Raw genomic sequence first — 12,312 nt, 5'->3', positions numbered from 1 at the left:
GCCTGGCCTTTTTTTATACCCGAAACTTATGGAAGAAACACGTGAACAGCAAAAGCTGCATGGTTTTATGCAATGCGGGATCTACCTGTCCATCCTGCTGGAAGCCTGCCTATTTATTTACCATGACGCGCCCTTCTGGGGTATCTTTCTACCGGTACTTGAAAAGATCGGAAGTCTGCCGGTGTACGGCAGCCTCCTCTATAGCAAGCTGGCGACTTTCGCCCTTATCTGCCTGGTCAGCATCGGTACGCTGGCAAAAAAGAAAACAGACCTCGATCCGAAAAGTCATATCGTGTATCCGCTCGCGCTGGGGCTGGCCCTGTTTTTTGGCAGTATGGCACTACAGGGACGGATATCGCAGCTTGTTGTTCCCTATACCTCCTGGTATGACCTGAGCTATATGGTCTGTTCTGTGGCCGGCGCGGTACTGATCAGCCTGTCAATGGATAACGTCTCTAAAATTATCAATTCCGGGCTGGGCAAAGACAAATGGAACACGGAAGCGGAAAGCTTTTTGCAGCCGCAGAAGAAGATAGAAACGCCTTATTCCGTGAATATCCCGATGTTGTTTTATTATGACCGCAGGGTGCGCAAGGGCTGGATCAATCTCTGTAATGTTTTCCGGGGAACAATGGTGATCGGCACGCCCGGGTCGGGTAAAAGCTACTCCGTCGTTAACCCTTTCATCCGCCAGCTGATTGCCAAAGAATTCGCGGTATGCCTGTACGACTTTAAATTCCCTGATCTGGGGCAGATCGCTTATTACCATTACCTGAAAGCCAGACAGGCCGGGAAAATGAAAGCTTATACTTTTCATGTACTGAACCTGAACGACCCGGAGAAAAGCAGACGGATCAACCCATGGCGGGCAGATTATATCCGCTCCCTGGCAGATGCCGCCGAAACCGCCGAAGCCCTCGTGGAAGCGTTAAAAAAGGGTGATAAATCCGGAGGAAGCGACCAGTTCTTTACCCAGTCGGCTATCAATTTTCTGGCCTCCTGTATCTACTTTCTCAGTAAGTACAGCAAGGGCAGCTATTCAAGCCTGCCCCATGTGCTGGCCATGCTCAACCGCAGCTATGAAGAGATATTCAACGCCCTGGTGTCAGAACCGGAACTGCGTTCCCTGATGTCGCCCTTCATGACGGCATTTAACGCCAAGGCATTTGACCAGCTCGAGGGCCAGATCGGTACGCTGAAAGTTTTTATCAGCAGACTGGCCACCAAGGAAACCTACTGGGTGTTTTCCGGCGACGACTTCGATCTGAAAATATCGGACAGGGAAAGGCCGGGAGTGCTCGTCCTCGCCAACGATCCCAATACGCAGAATATCAACGCTGCCTGCTACTCCATCGTGATCAACCGCCTCACGAAACTGATCAATACCAAAGGCAATCTGCCCTCCGCGCTGATCGTTGACGAAGTGCCGACCTTATTTATACACAAAGTGGAAAACCTGATCGCCACGGCCAGGAGCAATAAGGTCGCAGTGCTGATGGGCCTCCAGGAGCTGCCGCAATTCAGCCAGCAGTATGGTAAAGATACTGCCGCGACGATAACCGCCGTCATCGGCAATGTGCTGTCCGGTTCCGTCCGCAACAAGGAAACACTGGAATGGCTCGAACGGTTGTTCGGTAAATCCAAACAGATCGGTGAGGGCCTGTCCATAGACCGCAATAAAACCTCCACCTCCCTGAATGAAAAACTGGAGGTGCTGATCCCTGCCGGAAAGATCGCTTCGCTCAACGCCGGTGAAATGGTGGGCGTCATCGCTGCCGACGCGCAGGAAAAATTCACCGGGATCTTCGAGACCTCTGCCGTTAACTGCCGCATTGACCTGGACAGTGCCGAAATCGCCGGGGAGGAAAGGAACTATAAACCCCTGCCGGTATACTATGATTTTAGCGGGCGCAGGGAGGAAATACTCCGGCAAAACTTCAACCGCATCACACAGGAAATAGAAAATATGGTGCTGCTCTTCAGCACGCCGGCCCCATCTGGAAATTCAAAAATCAAATAATATGGAACTTAATGAGAATCTGGGAACACTCGTGCTGGTGAACCCGGAAATAGAGAACGATCCCGCAGGACGCAAAGGGGATATCGGCATAGTGGCATACATCGATGCGCCTAAAGGGGAAATATACCTTCGCTTTCCGGACGAATTTGAAGCGGTATATCCATTAAATGCGGTGTTCGCCCTGAAAGAGAGAAAAGACTTATTTAACGGTGGCGCGCATACGGCTCCTGATCTGAAAAGCTACAAGGACCTTTTCAAAATTTCCACACTCCGGGAGATGGGCAGAAGTACCGACTTGTGGAAAGCCCTGGAAATAGCACGGGACAATCCGCGTATCTGGCCTAACAGCCTCTTCTCCCTGACAGAGGGACAAAACCGGCGGCAGGTGCCCAATATCAGCCGTTGAAACCGCTGCTGTTGTGCTGCATGATCTGCCTGCCGCTTAAAAACCTGCAGATCACGTCCGGGTATGGTTACCGCATTCACCCGCTGAGCGGGAAAATCGCTTTTCACCCCGCTGTAGACCTGCGCGCCGGCCGTGACACCGTATTCGCTGTTATGAATGGCCGGGTAGCCACTGTCCGCTATGATAAGGGTCTGGGCATTTTTCTCCGGCTGGCACATGGGCCTGTTGAAACCCTGTACGGACATCTGAGCGCCGTTCTGGTTCATCCCGCCGATAGCGTTACGTGCGGACAGCCCATCGCTGTTACAGGTTCCACCGGAAAAGTGACCGCAGAACATCTGCATTTCACAGTCCACTTCAAGGGACAGCCCCTTGACCCGCTTGAATTCATTTATCAGTACATCTTAAAAAACAAACATCATGAGTAAAAACTTCAAACCGCTTTACGTGCAGGTCGCCGAAAAGCTCAGTGCCGAATTTAAAGCCGGCACTTCACCCATCCAGAAACCCGTTAAGGAGAATGGCCTCCCGGCTTTTGTCCCGCCTGTTAACCCGATCACCGGCAAAGGCTATAGTGCCATGAACGCCATCAACCTCGCCCTGAAAGGCTTCGACGATCCCCGCTGGATGTCCGCCGATACCGCGAGCTTTAATGGTTACCTCGTAAAGGAAGGTGCCAAAGGGACGCTGATCAACTTTCCGAAAAAGAGCGAGATCCAGGCGATTAGAACGCCGGACGGTGCCAAAGTAAAGGGAGAGGACGGTAAAACACAAACCAAAACCGTCGAATTCGATAAAGTACAAAATGGAAAAGCCTTCCTCTTTAATGCCACGCAGATCAGGGATATGCCGCCACTGGAGGACTGGCTGCGCGGAAAAGAAAAAGACGATCAGCTTACACCTGTTCAGAAAGCTGAAAAGCTGATAGCGGATAGCAAAGCAGTAATCGTTCATGGCGGGCAGGAGGCCTTTTATGACAAAGAAAAAGACCAGATCCACCTGCCGGAAGTTGAACAGTTCGAAAGCGAAACAAAGTATTATCAGGCAGCGATACACCAGCTGGCGCACTGGACCGGGCATGAAAGCCGCCTCAACCGCCCGATGGATGGTAAGTTCGGATCGATGGAATACGCGCATGAGGAACTCCGGGCTTCTATCGCGGCCATGCTCGTTGGCGCGGAAATAAAGCTCGGGCACAGCTTCGGGCAGCATCCGGCCTATACCGCGAGCTGGGCTAAGATGCTAAAGGAAAACCCTTTCGAAATATCCCGCGCGTCGGCAGATGCGCAAAAGATCGCCAACCGCCTGCTGGGCACAGACCAGAAACGCGAACTCAAACAGGCAGGCACTGCGGTCAATACGCTGTCAAAAGGGGAGGAGATCGCCTATAATGATACCACCTATAAGGTGCTGGATAAAAAGGGTAAAGGCTTCGAAATGGAGAAATCAGATACCGGTGAAAAGTTCAGGCTGAAACCGACAGATAAACTTTTTGCCAGCCTGATCGAAGCACGGAACAATCCGGCCCGTCAGGAGCTGGAAATGGAAACCGGGCAATCCTATAAAATCGGCAGATAAACGATGAACCTGATCAGCTTTAAAGAAAAGGACCTTCCGATCAAGGATCTGGAAGCCATAGGACTGGCATCGGGCGGGCAGCTCTTACTGAATGTAGACGACCTCAAGGCCCTGCTTTCAGGCCGCCGCACGAACCTGATGCAGCTCAAAGATCTGGAAGCGGAAGGCTTCCGGATCAAAGCGCTGGATGCCAAAGTCAGCCTGCGTGTGAACAGCGATGGTAAAACCGACCTGCTGATCCACCCGATCTACCGTAAACCGGCAAGGCCGGACTATCTCGACGATAACGAGGCAGAACAGCTGGAGAAAGGCGAAGTGGCGCACTTCCTGAAAATAACAAAGGATGATAAAGGGAACAAAAAGGAACTATTGGTGGAATTTGATGCGGAAACGAGGGAGTATATCGTCTCTGACACAGAAAAGATCATGGTGCCCGATATGGTGAACAGCGAGTTCCTGACCCCCGCGCAAAAAGAAAATTACCGCAGGGGAAAAGAGGTGCAGCTGGCTGATAAGACAGCCTTCAGCTATTCCGGAACGGATATTCATGGTATCCGCTCCAACCGCCTGGCTTTGATCGCGTCTGTGCTCATTGATGGCGGCCTTTCCTATATGGTCTACAAAGGACTGAACGCGGCATTCGGAAAGAAACATGACCCCGAAGAGGCGGAATTCCTGAGTCCCGGTTATCACAGCGCTATGCAGGATCTGGAGGACCAGCGCCCCGCCGTGGACAACCGCCACATCCGGTTCGGGAGCAGCTACAGGCCTTCCCGCTGATGCATCCTTTTTTTAACGAGCTTGGAGTTCCGGACGAACTCCAGGCTTTTCTTCAGCTGGACGAACCCGTGTTCTATTACAAGGATGAAGTGGAAATTTACCATCCCGACCTGCATATTGTTCCCACAACCTGCAGCCTGTGGATGGCGGGCAATTATACAGCTACCGAACTGATCCTGACCTCCAGCGCCATGGAGGCCATCGCTTATCTGACCCTCCGCCGTCACAGCTATCCGGTATTGTCCGCGTGTTCCATTATAGCGCTCGGCAATCTGCCCGCTTTGGCTCAATTAAACTGGATAAGACAATACGGCCGGAAAAGAAAAATAACACTGGTGTTCCCCAATGACCTGACCGGCCGCCTGACCGATATTTTCGTCTCGGCAGGCATCCGTAATAAAAGCGTCCGTTTGCGCTGGGGGCAGCATCAGGTCGTCTGCCGGGTGAACGATCGCATATTCGCCGCCGACCCTGAAAACCTCAGCCTTAATTCATTCGAGAAAGCCACGGGCTTGCGAAGCGGAATCCGCACCCGAAAACCTGAAATGCACAATAGCTTTCTCACACAAATTCGTTGCGAACGACAGATTTAAGCCCTCGCTATGCTGTTATAATGAACAGATTAATTAATAATTAAATTTGCATTTGTAGCGGAATCTTCGTATTTTAAAGTATTGAAAAGATCATGAAAACCGCGTTTTATTTTATCGCCACCTGTTTTATATCCACCTTCGCTTTTTTCGGCGCGCTGGCCGCAAAGAACCCCTTTCCCTGCTTTGCGGTTGCCTTCGGCATATGGACATTGTTTCTGTGGGGATATAACAAACGCTCCAAAAAGGAAGCGGAGAAGCGTTTCCGGGAGCAGCTGTTCAGCGAGTATATGCGTGCAAAAATGAGAAAACAGCTGCGCCGCTGATAACAGCCGCCAAAGGCTGCCGGAAGGTGATTATTTTGTTACCGGACGTTATTCATTAAGCCATGACCGGGTTACCTAAGATTGGCAGCTTCGCGAATTGCTGCACCTCCAGGCTGGCGCAGCCGTATTCCGCTACTACTTTTCCCGAAATCAGATAACAGCCCTGCCCCCTGAAAGGATAAGCAGGTGTGTTATTAGGGAAAAGTACCGTGTCAAAAAAGTTCCCCTCCACATCTAAAAAAGTACCGAACCACATATTTTGATTGTTCTTCGTACGTACCGTTTTCTCACAAACGTACCTTCCCACCATTTTTACCGTCCTATATGATTGATCAGATCGTCTGTACACAACTCCCCCCTGTAATCACTCTCCAATAACTCAAAAACCGTCATCGACAGTGGAAACCCTAAAAGTTCCAGTTCATGATTAGCATCTTCCAGTTTCGTGTTGACCAATACAGGAAGATTATAGTTTTTGCTTTCTACCTGGAACAGCTCCACATCATTTTTGGGCTTAACTTTGGTACCCAACAGCAAATGAACCTCCCATAACAATTGCTTTTTGCTTTTACCTGTAAAACGCAGAGCCCCTACACGGATCAATGTGATAGCCTGCTCAAGCCCAATGCCTGGAGGAAATACTGACCGCAGCGCAAAAGTAGCCAGCCCGACCATGAACACGGAATGCGTCAGCGAGTAGACGATCCAGATCACTGCTGTGCGCTGCATCCACATGCCAATGCGGGAGATCAGCTGCCCCGCAAAGAACAATTGATAGCTGCGGGACTGAAAGACCTGAAATACGGCGGTAGTACTCATTAGCTGTTTATTTACTTTAGCATTCCCATATACAACATCTGTTGGCGCGGCCAGATATTCAGTTGTCTAATTGCATAACTTTTAATTGATTGTAGCTGTAATTATAGTCAATGAACCCGATCATTAACAGTCTGTTCAAAAGGTTCGTCTTTATCCTTATCTTTTAGCTGGTGCCATTTTTTTATCGCTTCAGCTTGGAATGGCTTCAGTCTTTCTATATTTTGTCCCTGTTCGTCCTTCACGAAAACTGGCCCTTCTGTTTGTAACTGTTCAGCGGGCGTCTTTGATTTCTGATAATCTTCCATGTTTGTAGTTTTAATTAAAACAAGCCGTTCCACTTTGGGTTTGCTGGCGATATACGCAAAATTGATTGATAAATACGTCTTGGTTTAAGGTAATAACCAAACTGATCAATGGCGAAATACTCGTTTTTGATGAATGGGCAAACATATTACAGGCACTTGCTTGTTAGTGATAGAGCATTAAAATTCTATAATATGAAATTCATTAATCTAAAGACCCGTGCTGTTCTGGATTAAGCCGTAAGAATACTGCTGATAGCAGCACCTTGGATACTTGGCTTTGCTAATATTCAGGCTGCCAAATGCTTCGCCATTGAAGTTGGCGCTTTACTTTAATCATGTCCTCGATGACCAACTATGAGGGTGGTGCCGTTAAACCAATACCTATCCCTTACATTTACAATTAATACGCTCACGGGGATCTTTTTAGGCCGTTCAACCTGGTTATTAAGCTTTAATGATCGCATCAACCTGCCGCACCTGGCTGCCTCGTCGCCTTGTTGTTCTATGGCGATAATTACCTAATACTATTTTCAAGGCCACTTCCGATCTCATCGGCCTGCGGCTTGTTGTTTTTCTGATGGTTCATACATAAATAACTTCTGCCATTGATTTCCGTTTGCCGGAAAATACCCAAAATGTGATTAAAAAATACGCTTTTCTGAAACGGCTAAAACATGTGGGTATTAATACAAGTTGTATCGATAAAATAGCATCATGGCAAAGACAGCACATGGCGGTTTTACGCCGCCCAAGGGTAATCCGTCCGGTAGTGGGCGTAACCAACAAGGAGAAAAGGATTTATCGGAAAGAGATTTGGAGCGGGAGCAAGAGGTTTCTGATCGTTATACAAATGAGGAGGAAGAGCCGGCAGATAATACACGCGAACTTCATCCTAACCGGAACGTTAACAAAGGCGAGGATACCAATAAGCCGAACCAGCAATTGGATTTGTAAGAAAAAAATAAGAGATATGAGAGGCGGACCGACTTTACATTGCCGTGCTAATCTCTTATCCTAACCTTCAGGCATTGTTCGCTCTCGGCGTTCATCCGATGTTAAACCTTGAGCGTTCTTGGCCTGCCAGTCTCCGCCGTTCCGGTTCGTTGTGTGCGTTAATAATTTTTATCTAAACGTTAGATAAGCATTCATCAGGTTCGTGATTTTTGCTGATCTTTAAATACAGCCGGTTCAGCGCCATTATTTTTTCCCTCAAGGGACTCTAAGGCCGGATGCAGTTTGTTCGTTTTTTCAAAAGTCGTTTCGTCTTTTTTGAGGTCTTCCTCGCGCAGTGTATTTTTATATCCTTTTTATCTTTCATAAACAGGTTCCCTTTCGAACTTTCTATTTTGAATTAATTGTGGCTCTTTGCAAGTTGAGTCTTTATTTGCAAAAGCGTGCTGAAATTATTTAAGCAAACCATGCTCTACAGCAAAGCGAACTAAAGCAAGAGAGTTCCGACTGGACGTTTTATCGATCATGGATTGCCGGTGTCCCTCCACTGTGCGACGGCTGGTGAACAATTTATCAGCTGCTTCCTCATTGGTAAAACCGTCCGCTATGAGTCGTAGTACATCAAGTTCCCGTTCCGAAAATTCGATATTAGTTGCTTCTACCGGACTTTTTCTGGACCAAGCAGTAATTTGTTTTATCAAATTATTAGCAAGATTTGAACATAAGTAGGTATTGCCACTGGCTACCTGCCTAACAGCAAATGCCATTTCATGCGGATCTGAGGTTTTGAACAAATAACTTTTGATGCCTGCCTGAAATGCCCGCTGTACAAAAGCTTCGTCTTCCTGAAAAGTTAATAAAACAACTTTTAAATTTGGATAATTCACTCCTACAGCTTCGGCTAATTGAATCCCATCCATGATTGGCATACTTAGGTCTGCCAATAAAACATCAGCTTCTGTGCCACTTTCCAACAGGTCTATTATTTCCCGACCATTTTCGCCTTCGCCGGCTATCACGAAGTCCGGCTCTTGTTTCAGAATCTGTCGGATGCCGTCCCTTACAACGCAGTGGTCATCCGCTAATAATATCCTTATTCCCATATACATAACTAAACTATAGAAAAGAAGTATGGTTTTAATTATTGATTAAATTATTCCTGCTTAAATGATGAATTTAGATAACCGTTTTTCATTAATGGAAATTCTGCGAGCGTCAGATTACCCGATTCCTGCTACGTGTGGCGGAATCGCGTTATGTGCAACGTGCCTTGTCGAGATTTGCCGTGGTGTTGAGCAATTATCTCCACCAGTGGATGCAGAAATAGATATGTTGGAAACCTTACCGCTTCCGATAGGTGATTATCGACTGTCTTGTCAGCTTAGAAGTGATGAAGCATTAGACGGTTGCATATTCAGGTTATTTGCTCTATAGTTAATGCCATGATAAACTGATTGAATTGGTCCGGTCGTTTTACCGGCGACAGAAGCCATATGCCGGCAACTCGGACACATGCAACTACGCAATCAGCTTGTTCAACCTTTTGACGACTTACTTGTTCAAGTTCAAAAGTTCCGTCAGCGGTCTTTAAGGCGGCTTTCATAGCTTGTTTCTCTCCATATTTGTATTTTTAAATTAGTTGAAGGTGCGGTCGCAGGCGAATTTCTACCACATCACATCGCTTATCTTGTACCAGCCATAACAAACCGCTGCAGCAATATCGTCCGATTTGATCATTTCCTGGTTTGCAATCGCCTGTTGTTTTTCATTTGTGCTTTGAGGTTGCATGTCGGTATCTACAGCACCCGGCTCAATCAGCGTGATCCGTACACCATTTTCATTGACCTTTTTACGAAGGCTTTCGGCAAAGCCTTGAATACCGGCTTTTCAAAAACAGGTATTAAGCCAAAGGCGAAATGAGAGATATACGATTCGCCTGCATGGAAAATACGCAATATGCGCCAGGCTTAAACAAAACTGGCAGGTTAGCATTATTTTAGGTAAAACGAAGATTAAAGGAGCAAGCATGAAAACATTAGCGATACCCGATGATGAATTTTTTTATCTGCTTGCGGGTGGATATACATCCGAAAACAGAAATGGAATTGGTATATACTGTTTTCATACCAAAGGAGGAAAACTGGTATTGGTTAGGGAGTCGGCTGCTATGGAAAATCCATCTTACCTATGCATTGACCGTTCCGGCAAGTTTGTTTACGCGGTAAGCGAGCAAGAAAATGGCGGTACTGTGCACGCGTACACTTTTGATCACAGGTTGGGCCAACTAACTGCTATTAATCAGCAAGACTTGGAGGGGAGTGGCGGATGTTATATCACGATGGACAAGGATAGCAAACACATTTTCGTGGCGTGTTATCAAAGCGGCAGCTTATCTGTATTTCCGCTTAACGATGACGGCTCTGTTGGTCCGCACGAGCAGTTGCTTCAAGACGAAGGGCGTGGCCCGAATCAGGAGAGGCAGAAAGGTCCGCATGTTCACGCGGTCTGTTTATCTCCGGATGAGCGATTCCTGTTTCATACTGATCTCGGTACAGATCAGATCCGGATCTATAGTTATGACAAATTGCAACAAACACCGCTATCGCCAATATCAGTTATGGATGTTAAACCAGGAAGCGGCCCTCGCCACCTGGCTTTTTCAAAAAATGGCAAAATGCTTTATGTTGTGACGGAATTGTCGGGTGAAGTGATAGCATACAGGTATGAAAGAGGGAATTTACAATTAATGCAATCTATTTCGATGCAGGCCGAAAGCTTTAAAGGTAAAGCTGGCGGCGGCGACCTACAGTTATCGTCAGACGGCGCTTGGCTATATGCATCTAATCGTGGAGACGCGAACGAAATTATAGTTTTTGCTATAGACCAGGATACGGGAGGGCTGACTGTAACGCAACGGCGACAGTGCTTGGGACGATCTCCGCGTGGTCTGGCCCTGGATCCGACCGGCAAGTACTTATTGGTGGCTAACCAGGAAAGTAGCAACCTGGTTATATTTGAGTTGGATCAGGTAAACGGTCATACAGGTGAATCTGTTTTAACCTTGGAAGTTTCCCAACCTTCGTGTCTTAAATTTTTAAATTAAATATTTCTACGCTAATCAAGGCCGTTATTTCAAGTACTTTTTTGATATATAACCGGTATTTCCCCCGGAAACAAGCATAAGAACCGTGTTGTTTATTCAATAAGCATGTTTGTTCATTAAACAATAAAATTTAAAAAGTATGTTTTATCATGACAAAAAACTACAGTACCAGGTACGTGTAGAAAAACCTAACCCTGCGTTTGCAAAGTTGTTACAGCAAGCCATAGGAGGTATTGAAGGCGAAATACGGGTATGCCTGCAATATTTATTTCAGGCCTGGGGCAATCGGGGCCCTACAAAGTACCGCGATATGCTGCTTGATACTGGCACGGAGGAAATATCGCATATTGAAATGCTAAGTACGGCAGTAGCGCTTAACTTGGAGGGTTCTACCCATGAATTGAAGGATAAGATCGCCGGCGAGAATCCCATTGTAGGCAGCATTTTAGGCGGCATGGATCCCCGTCACGTTTTGTCGTCAGGGCTAGCTGCCATGGCTGTAGACAGTAATGGCGTTCCCTTTAACGGTTCATGGGTGGTTGGTAGCGGAAATATCGCGGCAGACATGTATGCCAATGTAATGGCCGAGTCTACCGGACGTGTACTGGCTACAAGGTTATGGGAACTTACCGACGACAGTGGCATGAAAGATATGTTGGCTTTTCTATTAGCAAGAGATACGATGCACCAAAATCAGTGGCTGGCGGTAATCGAGGATCTGGGTGGCGTACAAGCCAATTTGCCCATACCGAATACCTTCCCTATGAGTGAACAGGTACGCGATTTTGAATACGCCTTTGTATCAACCAATATTGAACAACCTGGCCCGCCAGCCGATGCCAGATGGACACAAGGCCCATCTATAGACGGTAAAGGCGAATTTAAGTATATGCATGCCGTGCCGCTTGGTCAGGAACCGGTATTAGGCCCGCCTGATCTGAAAGGCTATGCTCAGGAACAGCAAATAACTCGGGGCATTGATAAGGGTATCCTGGAAAACATTAAAGACACGATCATGCCATAAAACGGTTGGCGAAAGAACGCTTATGAAATTTATAAACAGAAAAACCCATGCCGTACTTGACTACCTTATAGGTATTGTATTGATCACCTCACCTTGGATATTTGGCTTTGCGGCAATTCCGGAAGCTAAATGGACGGCTGTTATAATTGGTATAATATTGCTTTTAACTGCAATGATGACGGATTATGAAGGCGGTATTGTAAAAAGTCTTTCAATGAAGACGCATTTAAACTTAGATGCTGTTGCTGGCATTTTATTGGCTATTTCTCCCTGGGTGATTGGTTTTAATGACCGAATTTATCTGCCGCACCTGTTAGTAGGAATTCTAGAAATTGGCGCAGCCATTTTTACTCAAAACAGATCGCAACACGCTCAAGTTTCCAGAAATGTAAAACGACAAAGTTTCTAAG

General features: G+C 47.1%; 17 protein-coding genes. 12 read left to right on the top strand and 5 right to left on the bottom strand.

What is annotated here, in order from left to right:
* Positions 1-28: 28 nt before the first annotated feature.
* From ACVW2L_RS07280 to ACVW2L_RS07250, 7 genes are all read left to right on the top strand, one after another.
* Positions 29-2,020: a type IV secretion system DNA-binding domain-containing protein gene (locus ACVW2L_RS07280; protein ID WP_457127301.1), complete on the top strand. Its 1,992-nt coding sequence runs from the start codon at positions 29-31 to the stop codon at positions 2,018-2,020.
* Between the two features lies 1 nt (position 2,021).
* Complete coding sequence (locus tag ACVW2L_RS07275; protein ID WP_457127300.1) at positions 2,022-2,426, top strand: hypothetical protein; 405 nt, start codon at positions 2,022-2,024, stop codon at positions 2,424-2,426.
* Positions 2,423-2,854 carry a M23 family metallopeptidase gene (locus ACVW2L_RS07270; protein ID WP_457127299.1) on the top strand — a complete coding sequence of 144 codons (432 nt, stop codon included), beginning with the start codon at positions 2,423-2,425 and terminating at the stop codon, positions 2,852-2,854. Before ACVW2L_RS07275 ends, ACVW2L_RS07270 begins: the two co-directional genes overlap by 4 nt.
* Entirely contained in the window at positions 2,847-4,004 is a 1,158-nt protein-coding gene (locus tag ACVW2L_RS07265) for an ArdC family protein (RefSeq protein ID WP_457127298.1), read from the top strand. Before ACVW2L_RS07270 ends, ACVW2L_RS07265 begins: the two co-directional genes overlap by 8 nt.
* Positions 4,005-4,007: 3 nt before the next feature.
* A complete protein-coding gene (locus tag ACVW2L_RS07260) occupies positions 4,008-4,784 on the top strand; it encodes a DUF4099 domain-containing protein (protein WP_457127297.1) in 777 nt (258 codons plus the stop codon).
* The gene (locus ACVW2L_RS07255; RefSeq protein ID WP_457127296.1) at positions 4,784-5,377 is read left to right on the top strand and encodes a hypothetical protein; all 594 of its coding nucleotides are present in this window, start codon (positions 4,784-4,786) and stop codon (positions 5,375-5,377) included. Before ACVW2L_RS07260 ends, ACVW2L_RS07255 begins: the two co-directional genes overlap by 1 nt.
* 92 nt (positions 5,378-5,469) lie before the next feature.
* Positions 5,470-5,700: a hypothetical protein gene (locus ACVW2L_RS07250; protein ID WP_457127295.1), complete on the top strand. Its 231-nt coding sequence runs from the start codon at positions 5,470-5,472 to the stop codon at positions 5,698-5,700.
* A 55-nt stretch (positions 5,701-5,755) separates the two neighbouring features.
* Here ACVW2L_RS07250 and ACVW2L_RS07245 read toward each other — a convergent pair whose 3' ends face one another.
* The 3 genes from ACVW2L_RS07245 to ACVW2L_RS07235 all read right to left on the bottom strand — a co-directional run bounded on the left by ACVW2L_RS07245 (position 5,756) and on the right by ACVW2L_RS07235 (position 6,824).
* Positions 5,756-6,010, bottom strand: coding sequence for a hypothetical protein (locus ACVW2L_RS07245; RefSeq protein WP_457127294.1), 255 nt, complete (start codon positions 6,008-6,010; stop codon positions 5,756-5,758).
* Positions 6,011-6,012: 2 nt separating this feature from the next.
* Positions 6,013-6,519, bottom strand: a complete 507-nt coding sequence (locus ACVW2L_RS07240) for a hypothetical protein (RefSeq protein ID WP_457127293.1) — start codon at positions 6,517-6,519, stop codon at positions 6,013-6,015.
* Positions 6,520-6,626: 107 nt separating this feature from the next.
* Positions 6,627-6,824 carry a hypothetical protein gene (locus tag ACVW2L_RS07235; protein ID WP_457127292.1) on the bottom strand — a complete coding sequence of 66 codons (198 nt, stop codon included), beginning with the start codon at positions 6,822-6,824 and terminating at the stop codon, positions 6,627-6,629.
* Positions 6,825-7,538: 714 nt separating this feature from the next.
* Here ACVW2L_RS07235 and ACVW2L_RS07230 point away from each other — a divergent pair.
* Positions 7,539-7,778, top strand: a complete 240-nt coding sequence (locus ACVW2L_RS07230) for a hypothetical protein (RefSeq protein ID WP_457127291.1) — start codon at positions 7,539-7,541, stop codon at positions 7,776-7,778.
* A gap of 449 nt (positions 7,779-8,227) precedes the next feature.
* On the opposite strand, the gene ACVW2L_RS07225 is transcribed toward ACVW2L_RS07230, so the two are convergent.
* Positions 8,228-8,878, bottom strand: a complete 651-nt coding sequence (locus ACVW2L_RS07225) for a response regulator (protein ID WP_457127290.1) — start codon at positions 8,876-8,878, stop codon at positions 8,228-8,230.
* 64 nt (positions 8,879-8,942) lie between these two features.
* Here ACVW2L_RS07225 and ACVW2L_RS07220 point away from each other — a divergent pair, with 64 nt between their 5' ends.
* The gene (locus ACVW2L_RS07220) at positions 8,943-9,209 is read left to right on the top strand and encodes a 2Fe-2S iron-sulfur cluster-binding protein (RefSeq protein ID WP_457127289.1); all 267 of its coding nucleotides are present in this window, start codon (positions 8,943-8,945) and stop codon (positions 9,207-9,209) included.
* A gap of 231 nt (positions 9,210-9,440) precedes the next feature.
* On the opposite strand, the gene ACVW2L_RS07215 is transcribed toward ACVW2L_RS07220, so the two are convergent.
* Positions 9,441-9,653, bottom strand: coding sequence for a hypothetical protein (locus ACVW2L_RS07215; RefSeq protein ID WP_457130185.1), 213 nt, complete (start codon positions 9,651-9,653; stop codon positions 9,441-9,443).
* A 148-nt stretch (positions 9,654-9,801) separates the two neighbouring features.
* Between ACVW2L_RS07215 and ACVW2L_RS07210 the strand changes: the two genes are divergently transcribed.
* The 3 genes from ACVW2L_RS07210 (at position 9,802) to ACVW2L_RS07200 (ending at position 12,311) form a co-directional block, all read left to right on the top strand.
* Positions 9,802-10,878 (top strand): lactonase family protein, encoded by a 1,077-nt coding sequence (locus ACVW2L_RS07210; RefSeq protein WP_457127288.1) that lies wholly within the window; start codon positions 9,802-9,804, stop codon positions 10,876-10,878.
* 139 nt (positions 10,879-11,017) lie between these two features.
* On the top strand, positions 11,018-11,902 hold the full coding sequence (locus tag ACVW2L_RS07205; protein ID WP_457127287.1) for a manganese catalase family protein: 885 nt from the start codon (positions 11,018-11,020) through the stop codon (positions 11,900-11,902).
* A gap of 22 nt (positions 11,903-11,924) precedes the next feature.
* A complete protein-coding gene (locus ACVW2L_RS07200) occupies positions 11,925-12,311 on the top strand; it encodes an SPW repeat protein (RefSeq protein ID WP_457127286.1) in 387 nt (128 codons plus the stop codon).
* The last annotated feature ends 1 nt before the right edge of the window (position 12,312 follow it).

Source organism: Mucilaginibacter sp. HD30 (assembly GCF_054061755.1).
The sequence above is the reverse complement of the archived record's forward strand: the minus strand, read 5'-3'. Positions and strand labels throughout refer to the sequence as shown.

What these genes read in the sequence shown, in the direction of transcription:
- ACVW2L_RS07250 (WP_457127295.1), top strand. Translation starts at nt 5,470, where the DNA reads ATGAAAACCGCGTTTTATTTTATCGCCACCTGTTTTATATCCACCTTC.
- ACVW2L_RS07235 (WP_457127292.1), bottom strand. Translation starts at nt 6,824, where the DNA reads ATGGAAGATTATCAGAAATCAAAGACGCCCGCTGAACAGTTACAAACA.
- ACVW2L_RS07230 (WP_457127291.1), top strand. Translation starts at nt 7,539, where the DNA reads ATGGCAAAGACAGCACATGGCGGTTTTACGCCGCCCAAGGGTAATCCG.
- ACVW2L_RS07220 (WP_457127289.1), top strand. Translation starts at nt 8,943, where the DNA reads ATGATGAATTTAGATAACCGTTTTTCATTAATGGAAATTCTGCGAGCG.
- ACVW2L_RS07200 (WP_457127286.1), top strand. Translation starts at nt 11,925, where the DNA reads ATGAAATTTATAAACAGAAAAACCCATGCCGTACTTGACTACCTTATA.
- ACVW2L_RS07225 (WP_457127290.1), bottom strand. Translation starts at nt 8,878, where the DNA reads ATGGGAATAAGGATATTATTAGCGGATGACCACTGCGTTGTAAGGGAC.
- ACVW2L_RS07280 (WP_457127301.1), top strand. Translation starts at nt 29, where the DNA reads ATGGAAGAAACACGTGAACAGCAAAAGCTGCATGGTTTTATGCAATGC.
- ACVW2L_RS07205 (WP_457127287.1), top strand. Translation starts at nt 11,018, where the DNA reads ATGTTTTATCATGACAAAAAACTACAGTACCAGGTACGTGTAGAAAAA.
- ACVW2L_RS07245 (WP_457127294.1), bottom strand. Translation starts at nt 6,010, where the DNA reads ATGGTGGGAAGGTACGTTTGTGAGAAAACGGTACGTACGAAGAACAAT.
- ACVW2L_RS07210 (WP_457127288.1), top strand. Translation starts at nt 9,802, where the DNA reads ATGAAAACATTAGCGATACCCGATGATGAATTTTTTTATCTGCTTGCG.
- ACVW2L_RS07265 (WP_457127298.1), top strand. Translation starts at nt 2,847, where the DNA reads ATGAGTAAAAACTTCAAACCGCTTTACGTGCAGGTCGCCGAAAAGCTC.
- ACVW2L_RS07255 (WP_457127296.1), top strand. Translation starts at nt 4,784, where the DNA reads ATGCATCCTTTTTTTAACGAGCTTGGAGTTCCGGACGAACTCCAGGCT.
- ACVW2L_RS07240 (WP_457127293.1), bottom strand. Translation starts at nt 6,519, where the DNA reads ATGAGTACTACCGCCGTATTTCAGGTCTTTCAGTCCCGCAGCTATCAA.
- ACVW2L_RS07275 (WP_457127300.1), top strand. Translation starts at nt 2,022, where the DNA reads ATGGAACTTAATGAGAATCTGGGAACACTCGTGCTGGTGAACCCGGAA.
- ACVW2L_RS07260 (WP_457127297.1), top strand. Translation starts at nt 4,008, where the DNA reads ATGAACCTGATCAGCTTTAAAGAAAAGGACCTTCCGATCAAGGATCTG.